Annotated in this window: 13 protein-coding genes; 3 read left to right on the plus strand and 10 right to left on the minus strand. The window is 75.5% G+C overall.

Annotated features, from left to right (window positions below; all coding sequences use genetic code 11):
* Window positions 1–39: 39 nt before the first annotated feature.
* Both PV343_RS02480 and PV343_RS02485 read right to left on the minus strand, forming a co-directional pair.
* Window positions 40–597, minus strand: a complete 558-nt coding sequence (locus tag PV343_RS02480; RefSeq protein WP_319145076.1) for a YbaK/EbsC family protein — start codon at window positions 595–597, stop codon at window positions 40–42.
* A 43-nt stretch (window positions 598–640) separates the two neighbouring features.
* On the minus strand, window positions 641–1,213 hold the full coding sequence (locus PV343_RS02485) for a helix-turn-helix domain-containing protein (RefSeq protein ID WP_319145077.1): 573 nt from the start codon (window positions 1,211–1,213) through the stop codon (window positions 641–643).
* Window positions 1,214–1,366: 153 nt separating this feature from the next.
* Between PV343_RS02485 and PV343_RS02490 the strand changes: the two genes are divergently transcribed.
* Window positions 1,367–2,224 (plus strand): DMT family transporter, encoded by an 858-nt coding sequence (locus PV343_RS02490; protein ID WP_319145167.1) that lies wholly within the window; start codon window positions 1,367–1,369, stop codon window positions 2,222–2,224.
* 32 nt (window positions 2,225–2,256) lie between these two features.
* On the opposite strand, the gene PV343_RS02495 is transcribed toward PV343_RS02490, so the two are convergent.
* A complete protein-coding gene (locus PV343_RS02495) occupies window positions 2,257–3,021 on the minus strand; it encodes an acyltransferase (RefSeq protein WP_319145078.1) in 765 nt (254 codons plus the stop codon).
* Window positions 3,022–3,159: 138 nt separating this feature from the next.
* Here PV343_RS02495 and PV343_RS02500 point away from each other — a divergent pair, with 138 nt between their 5' ends.
* Window positions 3,160–3,687: a gamma carbonic anhydrase family protein gene (locus PV343_RS02500; protein WP_319145079.1), complete on the plus strand. Its 528-nt coding sequence runs from the start codon at window positions 3,160–3,162 to the stop codon at window positions 3,685–3,687.
* A 15-nt stretch (window positions 3,688–3,702) separates the two neighbouring features.
* Here PV343_RS02500 and PV343_RS02505 read toward each other — a convergent pair whose 3' ends face one another.
* Window positions 3,703–4,356, minus strand: coding sequence for a DedA family protein (locus PV343_RS02505; protein WP_319145080.1), 654 nt, complete (start codon window positions 4,354–4,356; stop codon window positions 3,703–3,705).
* 519 nt (window positions 4,357–4,875) lie between these two features.
* Here PV343_RS02505 and PV343_RS02510 point away from each other — a divergent pair.
* Window positions 4,876–5,805 carry a lysylphosphatidylglycerol synthase transmembrane domain-containing protein gene (locus PV343_RS02510; protein WP_319145081.1) on the plus strand — a complete coding sequence of 310 codons (930 nt, stop codon included), beginning with the start codon at window positions 4,876–4,878 and terminating at the stop codon, window positions 5,803–5,805.
* A 547-nt stretch (window positions 5,806–6,352) separates the two neighbouring features.
* On the opposite strand, the gene PV343_RS02515 is transcribed toward PV343_RS02510, so the two are convergent.
* From PV343_RS02515 to PV343_RS02540, 6 genes are read right to left on the minus strand one after another with little or no spacing between them, the layout of a single operon-like run.
* Window positions 6,353–7,420, minus strand: a complete 1,068-nt coding sequence (locus tag PV343_RS02515) for a class I SAM-dependent methyltransferase (protein ID WP_319145082.1) — start codon at window positions 7,418–7,420, stop codon at window positions 6,353–6,355.
* Window positions 7,417–8,631, minus strand: coding sequence for a glycosyltransferase (locus PV343_RS02520; RefSeq protein WP_319145083.1), 1,215 nt, complete (start codon window positions 8,629–8,631; stop codon window positions 7,417–7,419). The genes PV343_RS02515 and PV343_RS02520 overlap by 4 nt, the downstream gene beginning before the upstream one ends.
* A complete protein-coding gene (locus PV343_RS02525) occupies window positions 8,628–9,482 on the minus strand; it encodes an alpha/beta fold hydrolase (protein ID WP_319145084.1) in 855 nt (284 codons plus the stop codon). The genes PV343_RS02520 and PV343_RS02525 overlap by 4 nt, the downstream gene beginning before the upstream one ends.
* 3 nt (window positions 9,483–9,485) lie before the next feature.
* Window positions 9,486–9,806: an acyl carrier protein gene (locus PV343_RS02530; RefSeq protein ID WP_319145085.1), complete on the minus strand. Its 321-nt coding sequence runs from the start codon at window positions 9,804–9,806 to the stop codon at window positions 9,486–9,488.
* Entirely contained in the window at window positions 9,803–14,566 is a 4,764-nt protein-coding gene (locus tag PV343_RS02535) for a polyketide synthase (protein WP_319145086.1), read from the minus strand. Before PV343_RS02535 ends, PV343_RS02530 begins: the two co-directional genes overlap by 4 nt.
* A 1-nt stretch (window position 14,567) precedes the next feature.
* Entirely contained in the window at window positions 14,568–22,070 is a 7,503-nt protein-coding gene (locus PV343_RS02540; RefSeq protein WP_319145168.1) for an SDR family NAD(P)-dependent oxidoreductase, read from the minus strand.
* Window positions 22,071–22,474: the final 404 nt, after the last annotated feature.

Consider the following 22,474-nt stretch of genomic DNA (forward strand, 5'->3'; position numbering starts at 1 on the left):
CGGGCGTCCCTCGGCTCGGACCCCGAGCCCGGCCTCGGCTCAGGCGACCCCGAGCCCTTCGAGCACCTCGGCGCCCGGCAGTTCCGCGAGCGCCTTGCCCGGGATCAGCAGCTTGCCGCGCCGGCGCCCGCTGCCCACGAGGACGTAGGGCAGATCGGCGACGGCCGCGTCCACCAGCAGCGGCCAGCCGTCGGGCAGCCCGACCGGGGTGATGCCGCCGTACTCCATGCCGGTCTCGCCGGTCGCCGTGTCCATGGGTGCGAACGAGGCCTTGCGGGCGCCGAGCCGGCGGCGCACCACGCCGTTGACGTCGACGCGGGCGGTGGACAGGACCAGGCACGCCGCGAAACTGGTCTCGCCGCCCCGCTTGCCCGCGACGACCACGCAGTTGGCGGACGTGTCCAGCAGGTCGCGGCCGTAGTGCTCGACGAAGACGGCCGTGTCGGCCCAGCGCGGGTCGGTGTCGACGTAGACGATCCGGTCGGCGGGGACGCCGCCGCGCCAGTGGCGTACGGCGTCGGCGACGGGGGCGACCAGCTCGTCCAGGCAGTCGGGGGCGGGGGTGGCGGTGTCGAACTCTCCGATGGGTGCGCGCATGGCCGCACGCTAACAAGGCCGCGCCGTCCGCCGTGGCGGTGTCTCAGCTCACGGGCGGCACCGAGACCGCCATCACCATCTCCATCGGGACGTCCCCGGTGTTGGCGTACACGTGCGGGGTGTTGGCCTCGAACGAGGCGCTCGCGCCGGCCGGTACGCGGTACTCCTCGCCGTCCACGGTGAGGGTCAGCTCGCCCGCGGTGACGTGGACCAGTTCGACCGTGCCGCCGGGGTGCGGTTCGGAGGTGCTGCGCTCACCCGGCATCAGCCGCCAGTCCCACATCTCCAGCGGGCCCGGGGCCTCGGTGCCGGCGAGCAGCCGGTTGTAGCTGCCGGCCTCGGTGTGCCACAGCCGGACCGCCCGCTCGGCGGGGACGACGCGGACCTTCGGGCCGCGCTCGTAGTCGAGCAAGGTGGTCACGCTGACGCCCAGCGCGTCACCGATCTTGACGACGGTGCCGATGCTCGGGTTGGTGCGGGCCTGTTCGATCTGGATGAGCATGCCGCGGCTGACACCGGCCCGGGCGGCGAGCACGTCCAGGGTGAAGCCGCGCACCGCGCGCCAGTGCTTGACGTTGCGCGCCAGGGACTGGGTCAGGAGTTCGAGGTCCGACACGTTCCGTCCGGTTCCGTCCAGTAGCGGGAGTGGGGCTGACAAGGAAAACGAATTGGCGAGATGTGGGTGAACTATTTTGCTCGCCGTAGTTCACTGCAATGAACTACGGTGGGATGCACCCGCTCGTTCACCGAACTGTACTGCGAGGCAGCCGTGACCGCGTTCTTCGCCCTGAGCACCAGCCTTCTGTGGGGTCTGGCCGACTTCGGTGGCGGGCTGCTGACGCGACGCGCGCCCGCGCTGACGGTGGTGGTCGCCTCCCAGGCGATCGCCGCCGCCGTGCTCGGAGTCCTCGTGGTCGCCACCGGGGGCTGGAGCGAGGCGGGGCCGCGCCTGTGGTTCGCGGTCGCCGCGGGTCTGGCCGGTCCGGTGGCCCTGCTCTCCTTCTACAAGGCCCTGGCGCTGGGCCCGATGGGCGTGGTCTCCCCGCTGGCCACGCTGAGCGTGGCCGTCCCGGTCGGGGTGGGGCTGGTGCTGGGCGAGCGCCCGGGGGTCGTGCAGGTCGCCGGCATCGCGGTCGCCGTCACGGGGGTCGTCCTCGCGGGCGGCCCGCAGTTGCGCGGCGCCCCGGTGCAGCGGCGGACGATCCTGCTCACGCTGGTCGCGGCGCTGGGCTTCGGCACGGTGTTCGCGCTGATCACGGAGGCCTCGACGACGGTCACCGGCCTGTTCCTGTCGCTGTTCGTGCAGCGGGTGACCAGCGTCGCGGCGGGCGGCGCGGCCCTGTACGCCTCCGTGCGGCGCGGCACCCCTGCCCTGCCCGAGGGCGCTCCGGTGCGGTCATCGCTGCCGGCGCTGGCCTTCGTGGGACTCGCGGACGTGGCGGCCAACGGCACGTACGCGGTCGCCGCCCAGCACGGCCCGGTCACCGTGGCCGCGGTGCTGGCCTCGCTCTACCCGGTGGTCACCGCACTGGCCGCGCGCGGTTTCCTCAGCGAGCGGCTGCGCGCGGTCCAGGCCGCGGGCGCGGGCCTCGCGCTGGTCGGGACCCTGCTGCTGGCGACCGGCTGAGTCGGCCACCGGCCTCCGGGCGGACGCCCGAATCAGCCGTCGGCCTCCAGGCGGGCCAGCCGCTCGGCCCCCTCCTCGTCCAGCTCGGCCAGCGCGCGCAACTGCTCCGGGGTGATCCCGTCAGGCAGCGGCACCGGCGCCGGGGTCCGCAGCGGCGGCTGCCAGCCGTCGTCCGGGGTCCAGCGCCGTACGACCCGGGCGGGTGCCCCCGCCACCACGGCGTGGTCGGGCACGGTCCCGCGCACCACGGCGCCCGCCGCCACGACCACGTTCCGGCCGATCCGGGCGCCGGGCAGGATCACCGCGCCGGTGCCGATCCAGCAGCCCGGGCCGATCTCCACCGGCTCCATGCGCGGCCACTGCCGGCCGATGGGCTCGTGCGGGTCGTCGTAGGAGTGGTTGGTGGAGGTGACGTAGACATACGGGCCGAAGTAGCAGTCGCGGCCGATCGTGACCGTGGTGTCGGCGATGACGTGACTGCCCCGGCCGAGGACGACGCCGTCGCCGATGCGCAGGATCGGGTCGGGGCCGAGATCGAGGTCCGGCATCAGGCCGGCGGTGAGGGTGACCTGCTCGGCGATGATGCAGTGGGAGCCGAGGTGGATCCAGGGTTCGCCGAAGACCGTGCCGAGCGGGAAGGCCAGCCGGGTGGCCTCGCCGATCGAGCCGAAGCGGAGGCCACCGGGGTTCTCGGCGGACACCGAACCGGTGCGCTGCACCCACGCCCAGGCCGCGTGGACGGCGCGCTGCGCTACGCGGCCCCGCCACGATGAGAACGTGTTCTTGCTCTTCGGCACGGGCTCAAGTTACTCGGCGGGAGCCTCCGGCATGAGGGCGGGCTGCTGTGATCTTTGCCCCACCGGTGTCGTACGGTGCGGGAAGCGTGTGGTGCGGAGCACGTGGGGTGCGGGGCACCGGTGAGGTGAGGAGAGCTGATGACGCACAAGGCGATGATCGTGGGCTTCGGCGGCAAGGAGCCCCGGCTCGACGGCGAGGTGTTCGTGGCGCCCACGGCATCGGTGATCGGGGACGTGACACTCGGCCCGGGCGTCAGCGTCTGGTACGGCGCCGTGCTGCGCGGTGACGTCGAGAGCATCGAGGTCGGCGCCAGCAGCAACGTGCAGGACAACTGCACCCTGCACGCCGATCCCGGGTTCCCGGTGCGGGTCGGGGAGCGGGTGTCCATCGGTCACAACGCCGTGGTGCACGGGGCGACCGTGGAGGACGACTGCCTCGTCGGGATGGGGGCGACCGTGCTGAACGGCGCCGTGATCGGGGCCGGTTCGCTGGTCGCCGCGCAGGCGCTGGTGCCGCAGGGGATGGTCGTTCCGCCCGGGTCGCTGGTGGCGGGGGTGCCCGCGAAGGTGAAGCGGGCGCTGTCGGAGGAGGAGCGGCAGGGGGTCACCCTCAACGGGACCATGTACGCCGAGCTCGGCAAGGCGCACCGCGGGGTGCACGGGTAGGCGGGGGCCCGGAGGCTACTCCCCGGCGCCCACCGGTTCGGCCTCGGGCTGGTCCCGCCGCTCCGGCTGGGCCTTCTTGGCCCGCCGCTTGATGACCAGCGCGGACGCCAGGCCGATCAGGACCGCCGCCGCCAGACCCACGTACGAGAAGCGCTTGAGCCAGTCCTCGGCGACGACGCCGACGTAGTAGATGACCGCCGTGGTGCCGCCGGCCCAGCAGATGCCGCCGAGGACGTTGGCGATCAGGAACTTCCAGTACGGCATCCGCAGCACGCCCGCGAGGGGGCCGGCGAAGATGCGCAGCAGGGCGACGAAACGGCCGAAGAAGACCGCCCACATGCCCCACTTCTCGAAGGAGCGCTCGGCGGTGGCCACATGGCCCTCGCTGAAGTGCTTCGGGAACTTCGCGCCCAGCCAGGCCAGCATCGGGCGTCCGCCCTTGCGGCCGATGGCGTAGCCGATGGAGTCGCCGATGACGGCTCCGGCGGTCGCGCAGACCCCGAGCACGACGGGGTTGACGCCGGTGTGCTGGGAGGACATGAGGGCCGCCGAGACCAGGACGATCTCACCCGGCAGCGGGATGCCCAGGCTCTCCAGGCCGATCACCACGCCGACCACGGCGTAGACCGCGGCCGCGGGCACCGTGTCGAGCCATTCCTGCACGTGCACCGCGGGTACCTCCCCTGTTCACCGATCCTGACCGCCCGGGCGTGGCTTGCGCAGCGCGCCCCATGGGAAGGCTACCTGGTCGGCTGTGCACGGCGGTTTCCGCGCACGCGCCCCGCGGCACCGCCCCGCCCTCGCTCCGTCGGTTCCCGGCCACCCCGGTGTCACGCGGGAGGGGAAGGCTCCCGGAGGTTTCGCCGCTCCGCCTCCCCCAGGCCCCTGCCCAGGGTCCCGCCGCGGAAGGACGACTTCCCCGTGTCCTCACTGTCCCCGCTCACCCCGCTCACTCCGCTGTCTCCGCCCGCGCCGCTGCCGCCGGGGGCGCCTCCGTCGTCGATGGCAGTACAGCCACCTGGGACCACGGTGCCTCGGGCGACGGCGGCCCCGCCGTCGCCGGAGCCGCCGCACCGGCCGGTGACAGCCCATCCCCCAGCGGCCCCGGACCCCCCGGTGGCAGGCGGCTGCCTCTCGCCGGGCTCGCCCGGTCCCCTGCCGGGGCCTCGGGTGCGCCGGCGGTCGCTCATGGCGGCCCGTTCGGTCCGGCTCGCCCTGTGTCTGTCGCCCCTGCTGCTCGCCGGCGGCTGGGCCCTGGCCAACCGGCCGGTGGCGTACGAGGGCGTCGTACGGCTGGCCGCCGCTGATCCCTGGTGGCTGCTGGCGGGGGCCGCGGTCACCTGTCTGACCTGGGTGGCCGCCGCCTGCTGCAGGCAGGGCGCGCTGCCGGACCGGCTGCCGCCAGGGTTGCTGCTGGCCTCGCAGTTCGCGGCGGGCGCGGCGAACCACGTCGTGCCGGGCGGCCTGGGCGCGCACGCCGTCACCTTGCGCTTCCTGCGCACCCGCGGGGTGCCGCTGCCCCGGGCGACCGCCTCGATCGGCCTCTACTCCCTGGCCAGGTGCGTCGCCAGGACGTTGGTTCTGCTGCTCTTCCTGGCGTGCACGCCCGCCCGGCAGCGGCTCGGCGATCTGCTGCCCGACGGCCGCCTGCTGCCCACGGCCGCCGTGGCGGGCGGTGCGCTCGCCGTGACGGGGCTGGTCGTGACGGCCGTACGACCACTGCGGCGCCCGGTGACGCGGATCGTCGGGGGCGCCCTCGCCGACGCACGGGAGGTGCACGGGCGGCCCTGCCGGGTGCTGGCACTGTGGGGCGGGGCGGTCGCGATGCCGCTGGTGCAGGCGGGGGTGCTGGTGTGCGTGGGGGCCTCGCTCGGCCTGGGGCTGCCGTGGCACCACGTCGTCCTCGCCCACCTGGCGGCGGGCGCCGCGGTCGGCGCGGTCCCGTCGCCCGGTGGCCTCGCGGTGGACGCTGCCCTGGTGTGGACGCTGGTCGCCTTCGGCGGCTCGCCCGCACTGGCCACCGCGACCGTGATCGGCTACCGCCTCCTGACCGACTGGCTCCCCCTGCTACCGGGCGCCCTGGTCCTGTCGGCACTGATCCGCGCGGAGGTGCTGTGAGGGGGCGCTCGCGCTGGGTGCCTGGGAGGTGGGGCGTCTGTATCCCGAGCGGTGCGTTCGTATCCCGAGCGGTCCCGGAGCGGCGTCGCGGTCCGGGTGAGCTCGCGTCCCGGCTGCCGGGGCCGCCCGGCGCGCCCGTGCCGGCGGTGCCGATCCAGGCCGGGATGTCGCCGGCCCAGGCCAGAACACCGTGGGCCCCAGGCCGCTGTAAGCGGCGGTTGCTCCAGCCGGGCGCCTGGGAAGGGGGCGGCGACCCTGTCCCGAGCGGTCTCACGGCGGCTCCGTGAACCAGGCGGGATCGCATCCCGGCCGCCCGGCGCGCCCGTGCCGGCGGTGCCGCCCCAGGCCGGGACGTCGCCGACCCAGGCCAGAACACCGTGGACCCCAGGCCGCTGTGAGCGGGAGTCGCTCTCGCCGGGCCACCAGGCGGTGGCGTCGCGCAGGCCATGTCAGCGGGACGGTGGCCGAACCGTGAACCGACCCGGCAGGGCCCTCGATCGAAGGGGCCAGGGGCACCCCTGGCCGCCGAAGCCGCGCACAGCGCCCCTCACTCCCGCCTTGCGACCAAGCGGTACGCGTTGCTCAGGCCGAGGCGTTCGGCCAGGGGGCGGATCGCGAAGCGGTCCAGGAGGGTTGCGGTGAGGAGGGCGGGGATGCCTGCCAGGAGGAGTGCGGTGCGGGTGGCGCGGCGCAGGGCGCCGGGGGGTTCGGGCAGCCAGGGTGCGTCTTCGCGCGGGGCGGCGTGGTCGAGGGCCAGCCATACGGCGGCGAGCAGGTCGACCGGGTCGTGCGGCTCGGCGTGCTGTTCGGCGACCACGGTGAAGCCGAGCGCGGCCAGCCGCTGCCGCAGGTTGGCGACGGGGACGAAGTGCAGGTGCTGCGGCTGCAGCCAGGGCAGCCACCAGCGGCCCAGCAGGCGGGCGTAGCGGCTCTCCGGGTCCGGGACCTCGATGAGCAGGTGGCCGCCGGGGCGTACGACCTCGTGGGCGGCCCGGAGTTCGCGGTCCGGTTCGGTGCTGTGCTCCAGATAGTGGAACATGCTCACCACGTCGTAGCGGGCGGCCAGTTCGGGCGCGAGGTCGGGGAAGGCGCCGCGGTAGGCGTGCGCCACCCGGCCCTCGCGGGCGGCGAGTTCGACGCCGTCGGTGAAGTCGAGGCCGTCGAACGCGGTGCCGGGCAGGACGGCTCGGGCGGCCTCGCAGAAGTGGCCGTGGCCGGTGCCGACGTCGAGCCAGTTCTTCGGGGTGGGGTCGTGGGGCGCCATCGCCTCCGCCCGGTCCCGGTACATCGCGGTGCGGCCGCCGAACGTACCGCTCATGCGCTGCTCGCCGAGGCCGTCGTAGAAGTCGCGGTAGTAGAACTCCAGCCCCTCCTGCGTCAGTCGGGGGTTCTGGAAGACGTGGCCGCAGTCCGCGCAGCGGTCGAGGGTGAAGTGGCCCGGCTTGTGCTGGAGCAGGTCGGTCGTACGCAGCCGCACCGCCAGCCGGGCGGAGCCGCACCAGGGGCAGGTGGTGCTCCGGGGGCCGAGGAAGCGGTCGGTGCCGCCGGCCAGGTCGGCGCGGTAGGCGGGCCGCAGGGCGGCGATCCGCTCGGCGTTCTTGCCGGGTTCGCTCATCGGCCCTCCTCGGCCCGTCGTCCGCTGCTGTCGGCCGCCAGTCGTTCGAGGTGGGCGGCGGCCGCCCGGGCCCCGCCCGCCGCGCGGAACGCGGTGCGCACCCGGGCGGCGGCGGCCCGGTGGACGCGGTCGTACAGGACGCGGTCGAGGGCCTCGCCCAGCCGGGGCGCGGTGACCTTGCCGAACCTGACCCGGACCCCGGCACCCGCGTCCACGACCTGCGCGGCCACCACGGGCTGGTCGTCGCGGATGGGCGCCACCACGAGCGGCACACCGTGCCAGAGCGCCTCGCACACCGTGTTGTGCCCGGCGTGGCAGACGACCGCGTCCATTCTGTCCAGCAGCGGGAGTTGGGGCACGGACGGCAGGATCAGCACATCCTTGTCCAGCTTGCCCGGGTCGTCGTCGGGCAGCGTGCCGCCCGGGTCGACGAGCACCGCCTGCACCCGGTCGGCGCGCTCACGAAGAGCGGCGCGGCACTCCGCGAGGAAGCGGTCGCCTGCGTCGGCGTTGGCCGTGCCCAGGGTGACGAGGACCTTCGCCCGGCCGGGGTCGAGCCATTCCCAGGGGAAGCCGGGGCCGGCCGGGCGGTCGGCGAGGGAGGGTCCGACGTAGTGGATGCGTGGCCCCAACGGCGCCTGCGGTCCGATGAGTTCGGGCGTGCTGAAGACCAGGAGCAGATGCGGCGAGTAGCGCGGGTCGGCGGTCGCGGCCGGGGCACCGACGCGGGCGCGCAGCTCGGCCAGGCGCTCCCGCAGCCATGCGGCGACCTTGGGCAGCCCGTCGTAGGCGCCGGCGAACTCGGCGGAGGTGGTGGCGGAGGTCGCCCAGGGCAGGCCCAGGCGTTCGGCCACCAGGGCGCCGGCGAACGCCTGCTGGTCCGCGACCAGGACGTCGGGGCGGAAGTCCGTGACGGCGGCGTGGACGCCCGGGGCCATCGCGTCGGCGAGCGGCACCAGGTACCGCTCCCACAGGAATTTCAGCGCCTCCGCGCCGCGCAGCTCCGGCGGCCGTACGGCGCCGTCGACGCCCGGCACCGGCCCCGCGCACGCGTGGACATGGGCGTCCTGGCCCGCGAGCCGGCGCACCAGCGACGGGTCGGCGCACGCCCAGGCCACCCGGTGTCCCCGCGCGGTGAGCCGGGCGGCGACCCCGACGGCCGGATTGACGTGCCCGACCAGCGGCGGGACGACGAACAGGAACCGGCTCACCACGCCCCCGCCCCGGCCCCCGCAGCGGACCCGGCCCCGGCCCCTGTCCTGGCCCCGGCGCCCTCGGCGGAGCGGATCAGCTCCAGGACGTGCCCGCCGACGGTGCCGGGCGCCTCGACCAGCACCGAGTGCTCGTGGCCCGGCAGCACGACCGGCCGGAAGTCCGTGAGCAGCCTCTCCTTCAGCGGGACCAGGTCCACCAGGTCCGAGTCGCCGCCGTACACGCCGAGGACCGGGCAGCGTACGGCCCTGATCTGCGCCTCGGTCAGCACCCGGCTGGCGGGGATGTCGCGGCCCAGGGTGGTCTCGCGGGCGAGCCGGGCGGCGCCCTTGGCCAGCCGGGCGGTGTTGTGGCCGCGGTGGGCGAGGATCCAGGCGATGGCGTCGGGCTCGTTGTGCGCGAGCTGGGTGACCACGCGGCGCAGGATGCCGCCCATCTTCGCCGCCCAGTCGGCGGTCGCCGGTTCGGACTCGATCAGGGTGAGGCTGGCGGCGCGCGCGGGCCCGCGGGCGGCGAGACCGAAGGCGATGGTGCCGCCGTAGGAGTTGCCGACGAGGTGCACGGGCCCACTGATCCCCAGCCGGTCCAGGAGCGCCTCCAGGTCGTCGATGTTGTGGTCGAGGGTGTAGCCGTGCGGCGGGCGTTCACTGCGGCCGTGCCCGCGCAGGTCGTACATGACGACGTCGAGGCCGGCCGCCGCGAAGGCGGGGGCGACGGTGAAGTAGTAGCTGGCCAGGCTGTCGGTGAGCAGCCCGTGCACGAGGACGACGGTGGCGTGCGGTGCGCGCCCGTCTCCCGGGCCCGTCCGCTGGACGTGCAGCCGGATCCCTCCGGCGTCGATCATCGCCATGGGTCAGCCCGCCTCCGTGCTCCGCAGGCTCAGCACGACGTGTTCGACGAGCCGCCCCACGGTCAGCTCGATGATCTCGTCGAACTCCATTCCGGCCAGGAACTCGGCGAGGTTGACCCGGCGTCCGTACCGCTCCTCCAGCAGCGCGGCCAGGGTGACCAGGTCGATGCTCTCCAGTTCCAGGTCGCGGTTGAAGGTGGTGGACGGACCGATCTCCACGTCGTCCTCGCCGTACTCCGCGAGGAGCGTGCGGAGCATGCCGGTGACGTCCGTGAGCACGGCGTCGGTGGTGGGCTGCGCGGGCAGCGGCTGGGTGGGGTTCATCGGGCGTACTCCTCGGCTGCGTCGTCGTGTTGTCCGTCGTGGGCCGCCGGTCCGGTCGTCCAGGCCACGACGTAGGAGCGCGCCGGGAGGGCGGGCGGGTTGCCCGTCCGCGCGCAGCGCACGGTGTAGGCCCGCTCCAGGCGGCCGGCGACCACCAGCCGGCTGCCGTCCGGCGCCGTCTCCAGCACCGTGAAGTCCCTGGGGCGGCCGCCGAACCCGACACCCTCGGCCTTGGCCACGGCCTCCTTGGCGGCCCAGAAGCGGGAGAACCACAGGGCCTCGGCCTCGGGGTCGTCGGCGGACCGCCCGCGCAGCAGCCGGAGTTCGTCCGGGCCGAGGGCGGTGGCGAGGGTCGCGGGGTCCCGCGCGGTGACCTCCTCGATATCGATGCCGGGGCCCGGGTGGGGGGTGCGCGGCCGTACGATCGCGACGCCCGCCTCGGCCCGGTGGGCGAGGGAGACGTCCAGCGGGGGCAGGGCGCGGCCGTGCGCGCCGGTGGCGTACGGACGGCCGAGTTCGTCGTTGCCGACCTGGATCTCCGCCGGGAAGACGGGTCCTTCGCCGTGCCGCCACAGCCACTGCCGTACGGCGTCCTTGACCGCGATCCGGCCCAGCAGCCACTGTCTGCGGCCGCGTGGCGGGCGTTCGGCGTACCGGGCGCGCTCGGGGCCGCCGAGGGAGTTGCGCATGATCAGCTCGCGGGAGGCCAGGTCGGGCCACCGCTCGTGCACCAGGGCCCAGCCCCCGGGGCGGGCCTCGGAGAGGGTGTGGCGCTCGGGGAAGCGTTCGACGGGCCGGGTGCGCGGGTCGTTGTCGAAGCGGCGGTCCTGCCAGCCGGTGAGCCGGGCCCACACCCGGCCGTCGGTAGTCAGTTCCGCGTCCGCCTCCAGGACGGTGTCGGTGAGCGAGGTGACGCGCAGCAGACAGGTGACCGGGGTGCCGGGTGCCGGCTGGGGCCCGTGGAAGCGCAGGTGCCGGATCTGCACCGGGAAGACGACGGTCCGCTCGGTGCGGGTCGCCATGATCCAGTAGCCGAGGAGCTGGCCCACGTTGTCCAGCAGCGCGCCGGGCGCCGCCGGTGCGGTGATCACTCCGCGGACGTGCCGGTCGCCGATCGCGGTGAGTTCACCGACGCCCTGGAAGGCGGGGCCGTGGAACATCCAGCGGTCGCGGTAGAGCTGGGCGGCGGTGTGCTCGGGGACGCGTTCGGGGGCGTCGGGGCGGGGGCCGGGCGGAGGCGGTGCCGGGTGGCGCGGGGCGAGTTCGACCACGGCGCGGGCCGTGGGCCCGAAGGCGACGGCGACCCGGTCCGCGTGTCCCGGGTCGGGGGTGACCGTGACGGGTACGTCGACGGGGGGTGTCGCGGTGAGCCACCGGTCGAACCGCGCACCGTGCACGGCGACCGCGCACAGCCCGGGGGCCGCCGCCTCGGCCGCGTCCATCATGTGCCGGACGATCGTGGTGGCCGGGACGACCGGCCAGCGGTCCGCCTCGTCCGGCCAGCCGGGGCGCTGCGGGAAGAAGCAGTGGTCCAGCAGGTACGGCATGGCGCTCGTGGAGACGCGGACGGTCGCGGTGACGGGAGTGGGGACGGCGGGGGCCGGGACGGCCGGAGTCGGGACGACGGGGGCGGGGCCGGCCGGTTCGGGGGCTCGCCGGGAGGCCACCGCAGCGGCCGGGGTGCTGGGGTGACCGGCGGGCGCGGGTAGGCCCTCGAATCGACGATCGGCCGCCGTGATCAGTTTCGCCGCCGTGTCCGCGGTGTCGCGCAGCAGGGCGGTCAGCTCGGCGGCGGCCGGGAAGCGGGTGGCGAGGTCGTCGAGATCGTCGAGGACGTCGAGGTCGTCGAGGGGGGACGTGCCGGGGCGGGCCGGTCGCGAAGGGGACGACGCCGGGTGATCCGCATGCAGTTCCGCGCGCAGGGCTTCCAGGTCCGGTCCGGCCAGGGACACCAGGGCGCCGTCGAGGTCGAGGCGGACGGGTGGGCGCCCCGGCGCGGGCGCGGTGGCGCCCGGGCGGCGCACGGCGCTGCGGACGGCGGCGTCCGGGCGGGACACCCCACCGTCCGCGGCGACGTCCGGGCGGGCCGTCTCGCCGTGGCCGACGACGGTGTCCGGTCGGGGTACCGCCGGTGCGACGTGGGCCCCCGCCGTCCACAGGGCGGTGGCGACCCGGCGGAGCTGGGCCATGCCCGTGCGGTGGGGCGAGTTGGCGGCGACGGCGAGGTGGTCGCGGTCGCCGAGGGTGTCGTCGACGAGGGAGGCGAGCTGTCCGGGGCCGGTCTGGACGAAGGCGCGGTGCCCCCCCGCGTACAGGGCCTCGATCAGCTCGCGGAAGCGCACCGGTTCCAGCAGGTGCCGTACGAACAGTTCGCGCACCGCCGTCTCGTCGCTCGGGAAGGGCGCCGCGGTCGTGCCGGACCACACCGGCACGGTCGGCCGGTGCAGCCGGAAGCGGCCGGCCGCCTCCTCGATGGGGGCGAGGTAGGGCCGGAGCATCGGGGTGTGGAAGCCGGAGCGGAACGGCAGCACCTGGCAGAGCACGCCCTGGGCGCGGAAGGACCGGGCGAACCGCTGGACCGCCTCGTCCGGCCCGCACACCATCGACTGGTGGGGCGCGTTGTCGTGGGACAGCACGATCCCGGTGCCGGTCCAGGCGTCGGCGAGGGCGGCGGAGACCCGGTCGGCGGAGGCGCCCACGGCGGCGAAGGCGAGGCCCGGCATGGTCACCGTGTCCGGGTCGAACCCGGCCATGAACGCGTCGACCTCCGCGTCCGCGTACAGCCCCGCCGCCGCCATCGCGGTCCACTCGCCGACGCTGTGCCCGGCGACCGCGTCCGGCACGACCCCCATGCGGCGCAGCGCGGCGTCGAGCAGCCGGCCGACGCCGACCACGCCGAAGCCGTGCCGTCCGACGTCGCCGACCCGTACGTCCGTGCCGGCGCGGGTGAGCGGGGGCAGGCCGAAGTGATCGGCCACGTCGTCGGCGCGGGGCGTGAAGTCGCTCTCCAGGCCGGGGAAGACGAAGGCGAGTCCGCCCAGGCCGGGCCCGAGCAGCGGGGCGGTGCGGAACCAGACGTCGTTGCGGCCCTGCCAGGCGCGGCCTCTGCCGGCCGCGCGGCGGGCCAGGGCGAGCCGCTTGGCCGTGGGGTCCACGACGCCCAGGCGCACCGGGCCGGCGTCGGGGTGCGGCCGCTCGGGGGCGAGGCCGGCGGCGAGGACCGCGTGGTCGTCGCGGTCGAGGAGGGCGGCGAGGCCGTCCTGGCCGTCGGCGGCGAGCAGCAGGACCCGTTCGGGCTCGGCGGTCCGGGTACGGGCCCGGTGGGGCGCCGGTCGCGGGCCCGGCGCCTCCTCCAGCACCACGTGGGCGTTGATCCCGCCGAACCCGAAGGCGTTGACGGCGGCCCGGCGGACCGGGCGGGCCGGCCCGGTCTCCCAGGGCCGCGCCCGGGTCAGGGTGCGAAAGCGGGTGGCCGCGAGGGCGGGGTGGGGGTCGTCGCAGTGCAGGGTGGGCAGGAGGGCGCCGTGGTGGAGGGCGAGGACGGCCTTGACCAGTCCCGCCACGCCCGCGGCCGGCATGGTGTGGCCGATCATCGACTTCACCGAGCCGAGCACGGGCCGCTCCCCGTCCTCGGCCGTTGCCGGTCCGAACACGTCCGCGAGGGTGGTGAGTTCGGCGGTGTCACCGGCCGGGGTGGCGGTGCCGTGCGCCTCCAGCAGCCCGAGCGAGCCGGGTTCCGCGGGGTCGAGTCCGGCCGCCCGCCACGCCTGGCGCACGGCCCGCGCCTGGCCTCCGGGGTCGGGGGTGACCAGGCCGGCGGTACGGCCGTCGCCGGCCACGCCGGTCCCGCGGATCACCGCGTACACCCGGTCGCCGTCGCGTTCGGCGTCCGCGAGCCGCTTGAGGACGACGATCCCGGTGCCCTCGCCGATGAGGAGGCCGTCGGCGTCGCGGTGGAAGGGCCGGCTGCGCTGGGACGGGGACAGGGCGCGCAGCTGCGAGAAGACGCTCCACAGGGTGATGTCGTGGCAGTGGTGGACTCCCCCGGCCAGCATCATGTCGCAGCGCCCGGTGGTGAGTTCGGTGACGGCCTGGTCGACGGCGACCAGCGAGGAGGCGCAGGCCGCGTCCACGGTGTAGGCGGGGCCGCGCAGGTCGAGCCGGTTGGCGATGCGGGAGGCGGCGAGGTTGGGGACCAGGCCGATCGCGGCCTCGGGGCTGTCGGGGCCGAGGCGTTCGGTGAACGCGGCCCGTACCCGGTCCAGTTGGGCGGACGACAGCTCAGGCATCAATTCGCCCAGAGTGCGCACGAGTTGCCCGGCCGTACGCACCCGCTGGTCGAGCCTGACCAGGCCGGGGGTGAGGTAGCCGCCGCGGCCCAGGGTCACACCGATCCGGTGCCGCTCGGGCAGCCGGTCGGCGCCGCCCGCGTCGGCGAGCGCGGCGGCGGCCACGTCGAGGGCGATGAGCTGGTCGGGTTCGGTGCCCGGCACGGAGGCGGGCATGATGCCGTACCGGGTCACCTCCACCTCGGCCAGTGCGTCCACAAATCCGCCGCGCCGGCAGTAGATCCGGTCGGCGACGGCGGGCTCGGCAGCGCTGCCGGGGTGGTAGTAGCCGGCGTCCCAGCGGCCCTCGGGGACGTCGCCGATCGCGTCCACGCCGTCGCGCAGGTTGCGCCAGTAGGCGTCGAGGCCCGCGGCGCCGGGCAGCAGCACCGCCATCCCCACCACGGCGACCGGGGTTCGGACCTGTGTCATCTCACCAGCCCGAAGCGGTGTAGACGACGGCGCGCGCCGAGCGGTCGCCCCAGGCGAGTTCGCGGAGCAGGGCGGCGGTGCCCTCGTCCGGGTCGATCAGCCGTACGCCGCGGCGCGCGTACTCCCGGCCCAGTTCCTCGCCGACCATGCCCCCGTGCCGCCCGGCCGGTGCCCAGGGGCCCCAGTGCACGGTGAGCGCCCGGTGGCCGGTCCGCTCGGCCCAGTCGGCGCCGAGGCGTTCCAGGGCGTCGTTGGCGGCGGCGTAGTCGGCCTGCCCGCGGTTGCCTAGGACGGCGGCGACGCTGCCGAACAGGACGGTGAACCCGGGTCCGTGGGGCAGGTCGGCCAGCGCGGCGAGCAGGGCCGCGGCCCCGGCGGTCTTCGTGCCGTAGACCCGCTGGAAGGAGTCGGTGCTCTTGTCGGCGATCAGCCGGTCCTCGATCACTCCGGCGGCGAAGACGACCCCGTCGAGGCGGCCGTGTTCGGCGTGGATCTCCTTGACCGCCTGCAGGGCGGCGTCCCGTTCACGGAAGTCCACCGAGCGGTAGCGTGCCTCGCTGCCCAGGGCGGTGAGTTCGGCGAGGGTGGCGGTGATCTCCCGCTGGGCGAGGATCAGTTCGGCGGAGCGGCTGACCTCGGCCGGGCTCGACGCGCCGTCCCGGGCGAGGGCGGCGCGCAGTTCGACGAGGGTGCGGGCGGCGGCGGTCGCGGGTGGTTCGGGCGCGGTGGCCGCGGGGGTGCGGCCGAGCAGTTCGAGCCGGCAGCGGCTCGCCGCGGCGAGCGCGGTGGCGAACCGTGCGGTGATGCCACGCGCGCCGCCGACCAGCAACACCACGGAGTCCCGGTCGAGGCCGAGCGCGGCGGCCTCGGCGGCACCGTCGCCGGCGGGTCCGGCGCCGGTGCTGCCCAGCGGCCCGAGGGGCGCCGGGACCAGTTCGAGCCCGTGCCGTCCGCCGGTGGCCGTGCGCAGCACGACCGGGGCCGCCGGTTCAGGGGCGAGCAGTTCGGCGAGCAGGGCGTCGGCGACGGCGCCCGGGCCGGTGTCGGGGACGGTGACCAGGCGGGCCAGGGTGCCGGGGTACTCGCGGGCGACGGTACGGAAGAGACCGTGCAGGCCCGCCGAGCGGGTCGCCTGCGCCCCGTCGGCGGGCTGCACGGCCAGCAGGGTGCGCGGTGCGCGGGCGAGGGCCGCCCTGAGCACGGGGAACGCCTCGGGGAGCACCGGGAGCTCCGGGCCGGGGAGCGCGCCCAGGTACAGCACGCCGTCGGCCCTGCCGTCCGCCTCGCCGAGGAGACGGGTCCGGTCGGCCACGACGGTGTCGGCACCGTGCGCGCGCAGCCGTGCGGCCAGCTCGGCCGCCGCTCCCCCGCCGTCCCCGAGGAGGACGAACCGGTTGCCGCGCAGGACGGTTTCGGGGTCGTCCGAAGGGGGCGGCAGGGGTACGGGGCGCAGTTCGCAGCGTTGCGGCGCCTCTCCGGGGGGTGTGCTTACGGATGCGTCGGCGGGCTCCGGGCGGGTCGGAACGGTGCTGGGCTCTGTCCCAGTCGCGGCTCCGGTGTCCCCGGCGATCCGTGCGGTCAGCCAGGCCGTCACCGCGGCCGCCGTCCGCGCCTTGGCCAGTTCCTCGAGTTCCGCGTCGTCCAGGACCTCCGTGCCGTCCGCGATGCCGAGACGCCGGGCGAGCTCGCCCGCTATCTCGGCCCGCTTGATCGAGTCGATGCTGAGGTCGGCCTCCAGGTCGAGGTCCGGCTCGATCATGTCGACGGGGTATCCGGTGCGCTCGCCGATGATCTCCAGGACGACCAGCTCGACGCTCGGTCCCGGCACGGCGGCCCCGGGCGACGGGGCTGCGGCGGGCGTGTCCGCAGCGGTCACGAGCGACGCGGGGTCGGCGGCCGCGGCTCGCGGTGCCTCGGATGTTCCGGGCGTCTCGGATGAAGACGACGGCTGCGCGGCCGTCGGTCCGGCGAGCGCGGCCAGGGGTGGCTGCCCGGCAACGGCCGGCTCCACGGGTCCCGCCGGGACCGTGCCCGGCGTGGCGCCGAAGTAGGTGAGCAGCACGTCCCGCTGGGCCGCGATCATCTCGCGGCTGGTGCGCAGGAATTCGGAGATCAACGCGTCCCGGTCGGCCGGGGCTCCGTTCTGCGGGTTCGTCGTCACGGTCGTCTCCACGACTCGTCGGGCCGGTGCGAGGGCACCGGGGAGGAGTGCTCCGTCGGCGGTGCGGACGAGGTGCCCGTCGACCGTCCAGCCGGGCCGCCGTGGCGCGGGTGTCCGCAGCGCGTCTACGGCGTCGCGGCCCTGGAGGAGCCAGGCGGTGCGCACCGGAAGCCCGGCGGCGGCCAGCCTGGCCAGGGCGTCGAGCCAGCCGGGCAGGCCGCTGTCGGCGCGGGGCTCGCAGGCGACGGTGCGATGCGGACGGTCGCCCAGGATCTGCCCGACGAGCCGGGTGAGGACCGTCCCGGGGCCCGCTTCCACGAAGATCCGCGCCCCCGCCTCGTACATACCCTCGATCTGGGCGGCGAAGGAGACCGGCGCGCCGATCTGGGCGGCGAGTTCGGCGCGTACGGCGTCGGGGTCGGCGGGGTAGGGGGCCGCCGTGCGGTTGGCCCACACGGGGAACTCGGGGGTCCGTACCGTCTTGTCGGCGAGGACCTTGGCGAACCGCTCCCCCGCGGCGGCCACCACCGGGCTGTGGAAGGCACAGGCGACCGGGATACGGCGGGCCGTGAGCCCGGCCTCGCGCAACAGGCGTACAGCGGACTCGACTTCGGCCGTGGGCCCCGATATCACCGACTGCTCGGGCGAATTGTGGTTGGCCACGACGACCGATGCGGGCGCCCCGGCCTCCCGCAGGGCGCCGGCGACCTGCGCGGCACCGGCTCCGACGGCGGCCATGGTGCCGGATTCGTCGCCCGCGGCCGCCAGGATGGCGCTCGCGCGCTCGCCGCTCAGCTCCAGGAGTGTCTCGGCGTCGAGCGCGCCGGCCGCGCCGAGGGCGGCCAGTTCGCCGTAGCTGTGTCCGGCCGCGAGGTCCGGGGTGACGCCCGCCGCGGTGAGGAAGGCGTGCGCGGCGAGGGCCGTGATGCCGAGCGCGGGCTGTGCGGCCCGGGTGTCGGTGAGGGCGGCGGCGTGGCGGGCGCGGGCCTCCTCGCCGAACGCGGCGGGCGGGTACAGGGTGTCGGCGTGCGCCCGGCCGAGATGCAGGTAGTGCCGCAGCTCGGGCAGGGCGACCAGCAGGTCCGCGAGCATGCCGGGCCGCTGGCTGCCCTGGCCGGGGAAGAGGAAGGCGACCTTGGCGCCACCGGGGGCGTCACCGGTGGCGGCGCCTGCCGGGGTACCGGCTGCGGGATCGGCGGGGTGGATGCCGGACCGCGGACCGCGCTCGCCGGAGCGGACGCCGACCGCCGGATCGCGCTCGCCGGAGCGGACGCCGACCGCCGGACCGTCCTCGCCGGAGCGGACGCCGACCGCCGGACCGTCCTCACCGGAGCGGACACCGACCGCCGGACCGTCCTCGCCGGAGCGGATACCGACCGCCGGACCGCGCTCGCCGGAGCGGATACCGACCGCCGGACCGTCCTCGCCGGAGCGGACGCCGACCGCCGGACCGCGCTCGCCGGAGCGGACACCGACCGCCGGACCGTCCTCGCCGGAGATACCGACCGCCGGATCGCTCGTGCCGAGACGGATGCCGGCCGCCGATCCGTCCTCGCCGGAGTGGATGCCCGCCGCCGGATCCTGCTCGCCCGCGAGGACCCGTCGTAACTGTCCGATGAGGTGGTCCACGTCCCGGGCCACGACCGCCGCCCGCACCGGATCGTCGGAGGTGTCCGCGCGACGGGCCGCGGCGAGCGCCAGGTCGCGCAGGCGCCAGGGGCGGCCGTCCGCCTCGGCGGCCCGCAGCACCTCGGCGACGTCACGGTGGGCCGCCGCCGTGTCCCGGCCACGGAAGAGGAACAGCTCGGCGGGCCAGGCGTCCAGGGTCTGCCGCGGCGCCACGCCGTCCGTGTGGGCGCCGAGCACGGCGTGGAAGTTGGTACCGCCGAACCCGAACGCGCTGACCCCGGCGAGGCGTTGTGCGGCCGGGGCCGGCCAGGGACGGGCGCGGGTGTGGAAGGCGAACGGGCTGTTCTCCTCCGACCAGGCCGGGTTGGGCCGTTCCAGGTGCAGGGTGGGCGGCTTGACGCCGGTGTACAGGGCGAGGGTGGTCTTGATCAGGCCCGCCAGTCCGGCGGCGCACTTGGTGTGCCCGATCTGCGACTTGACCGAACCGAGCGCACAGCCGCCCGCCCCGGCCCCCGCCTCGGTGAACACCGCTTCGAGCACACCGAGTTCGGTACGGTCCCCGACGACCGTGCCGGTACCGTGCGCCTCGACCAGCCCGACCTCGGCGGGCGAGACACCGGCGTTGCGGTAGGCGCGCAGCAGGGCGGCGCGCTGGCCTTCGGGGCGGGGCGCGGTCAGGCCGAGGGAGCGGCCGTCGCTGGCGGAGCCGATCCCCTTGATCACGCCGTAGACGCGGTCGCCGTCGCGCTCGGCGTCGGCGAGCCGTTTGAGGACCACGCAGGCCACGCCCTCGCCGAGGGCGATGCCGTCGGCGGAGCCGTCGAAGGCGCGGGACCGGCCGCTCGGCGAGAGGGCGTGCACGGAGGAGAACAGGACGAAGTCGTTGATGCCGTTGTGCAGGTCGGCCCCGCCGCACAGGACCACGTCGCTGCCGCCGGAGACGAGTTCCTTGCAGGCCACGTCGAGCGCGGCGAGGGAGGAGGCGCAGGCGGCGTCGACGGTGTAGTTGGCGCCGCCGAGGTCCAGGCGGTTGGCGATGCGGCCGGAGATGACGTTGGCGAGCATGCCGGGGAAGGAGTCCTCGGTCAGCCGGGGCAGCTGGGCCTCGATGTTCTCGGGGACCTCGCCGTAGTACGACGGCAGGACGGCGCGCAGGGTGACGGCGTTGGACAGGTCGCTGCCCGCCTCGGCGCCGAAGACGACCGAGGTGCGCGACCGGTCGAAGGCGCGGCCCCGTTCGCCGTACCCGGCGTCGTCCAGGGCTCTGCGCGCGGCCTCCAGGGACAGCAGCTGGACCGGCTCGATGCTGCCGAGGGAGGCGGGCGGGATGCCGTAGCTCAGCGGGTCGAAGGGGATGCGCGGCAGGAAGCCGCCCCATTTGGACGCCGTCGCGCCGGCCGTGTGGTGCACGGCGGGGTCCCAGCGGTCGACGGGGACCTCGGTGACGGCGTCGTGTCCGGCGACCACGTTGGCCCAGAAGGTGGCGAGGTCGGGCGCTCCGGGGAACATGCAGGCCATGCCGACCACGGCGACGTCGAGGGGCTCGGCGGGCGGCGGTTCGGGGGCCTGCAGGGGGGCCGGCCGTGCGCACCGGGCGGTGAGCAGGTCGGCGGCGCCGTCGGTGACCGCGTGGTGCAGCCGGGCGACGGTGGTGGTCGCCGAGCGCAGCGCCACGACGTCGCCGGCCATGAACATCCCGTCGCTGAGCTGTCGTCGCTCGTCCACCACGGTCAGCTCGCCCCGCGCCGAGCGTTCGACCCCCTTGCTGGCGATGCGCAGCCGGCCGACGTTGAGCCGCTCCAGCGCCTCCCACAGCTCACGGTCGGGGGTGCCGGACGCGCGCAGCCGTGCCTCGTGCTCCCGGTAGCCGGTGGTGAAGGGGCTGGGGACGCAGCGGGTGGCGTGCCCGGGTGCCGTCTCCAGCAGGGCGGTCGAGGTGGCGGCCAGGACCTGCCGCTGGAAGAGCGGCTGGATCGCACCGCGGGCCACGGCCTCCTCGGTGAACAGGTAGGCGGTGCCCATGAGCAGGCCTACGGCGGCACCCCGTGCGGTGAGGGGGGAGGCCAGGGCGGCGGCCATCGCGGCGGACCGCTCGTCGTGGATCCCGCCCGCGAGGAACACCTCCAGCTCTCGTGCGGTGCCGTCGGCGGCGCCTGACTCGGCCAGGAAGTCCTCCAGGACGGCGAGTTGGGCCTCCCACAGCGGGAAGGAGTGGCGCGGCCCGACGTGGCCGCCGCACTCGGAGCCCTCGAAGACGAAGCGGCGCGCCCCGGCCCGCAGGAACTGCCGCAGCAGTCCCGGCGAAGGCACGTGCAGGAAGGTGCGGATCCCCGCCCGCTCCAGCGCCTGGGCCTGCCCGGGACGTCCGCCCGCGATGACCGCGTGCGTGGGGCGCAGCTCGCGTACGGCCTCCAGCTGGGCGTTCCTGATCTCCTCGGGTGCGAATCCGAGCACGCCCACACCCCAGGGGCGTCCGTCGAGCACGGCACGCGCCCCGGTCAGCATCTCCCGGGTCCGCTCGCCGTCGGCGAGGGCCAGCGCCAGGAAGGGCAGCGCACCCTCCCCGGCGACGGCGGCGGCGAAGGCCGCCTGGTCGCTGACCCGGGTCATGGGACCCTGGGCGACCGGCAACCGGGTACCGAGCGCCCGGCTCATGCCCGACCCCGGCCGCAGGGCCGCGACCGCGGCGGAGGCGGTCGGGCGGAGGCCGGGGGTGGTCGCGGGGAGGTCGGGCCGGGGATGCGGCAGCACTCCGGGTTCGCTGTCCGGCGACGTTGCTGGGCCGCCGTCCAGCGGCACTCCGGCCCCCGCGGTCAGCGGCACTTCAGGCCCGCCCCACCCCGGCGGCGCCACGGCGCCCTCGGCGCCGACGAACTCCTCGATCGCCGTCCGCAGCCCGCGCACCGTCCCCCGCACGTCGCCCCACCGGTCGGCGAAGCGGGCGGCGAGGAAGCCGTCCTGGCCCACCGGCAGCAGGCGGCGGCGTGGGTCCCGCGCGCCGATCAGGGCCGCGACCGCGCCGGGATCGTCGGGCGGGGGCGGAACGTCCGGACCGCGCCTGCGCAGTACCCGGTGCCCGGCGACGACCGCCGTCTCGGAGCCGTCCAGGGAGCGCAGCGTGGCCCGTACCGCCTCCGGCAGCCGTGACTCGGCCAGCAGGGCGAGTTGGCTGTCGAGGACGACGCCCGCCGCCCCGCCGGCCACGGCGGCCGCGGCGGTGTACGGTCCGATGCCACCGCAGGCCCAGACCGGAACGTCCAAACCTTGTTCGCCCAATAGGAGTTGCAGCAGCACGAAGGTGCTGGTTCCACCGATCCGGCCGCCGCTCTCGGCACCTCGGGCGATCAGCCCGTGAGCCCCCGCGCGGACCGCCTCACGCGCCTGCGCCAGATCGGTCACCTCGATCAACACCCTGTACGAAGGCGCGACTTCGGCGACACTCCACGGCGCGTCGACGGCCAGGACCACGGTGTCCGGTCCGCCGTCGAGGTCGGCGGGTCCGAGGGTGCAGCGGCCCGTCACTCGCACGCCGTAGGGCCCCGGCGCCGTTCTTCTCAGTCTGGTCAGTTCCTCGCGTGATCTTCGGTCGCCGTCGCCGAGGTCGAGGATGCCGAGCCCGCCGGCGGCGCAGGCGGCCGCGGCGAGCCAGGCGTCGGGTTCTCCGAAGGGGGTGAGGCACAGAATCAGGTCGTGGGCGCGCACGGGCGAGGTCATGATGCTCCGAAGAATCGGCAAGACAGCACGGTGGGGGGTGTGCGGCAGGACGCTCTGGTGCGAGGCACCGGAACCTAGCGAGGCGCTTACTGACGGGTCAATAAGGCATCGGCCTTTTCGCGGGCGGTGGCATCGATTCAGCCAGCCCGCCGAATCCCCCAACAAGCGCCGGAAAACCGACAATTGACGGTCCGTCATCTACCTGGTCGACCTCACGGCGGCGTCGCCGTCCCGGCGCGCCTCCACCCGCACGCCGGAGCCCCGGACCTGTTCACCGGCCCCTCACCGGCCCCTCACCGGCCCCTCATCGGCCCGCAACGCCTCGCGCCCCGGGTCCGCCCCACGCGAACTCAGGATGACGCGCACCCGGTGACTCGATCCGGGCGCGCGCCACGCCCCACCGG

Origin of the sequence: Streptomyces sp. WI03-4A, from assembly GCF_033792105.1 — a bacterium.
Lineage (GTDB): Bacteria > Actinomycetota > Actinomycetes > Streptomycetales > Streptomycetaceae > Streptomyces > Streptomyces collinus_A.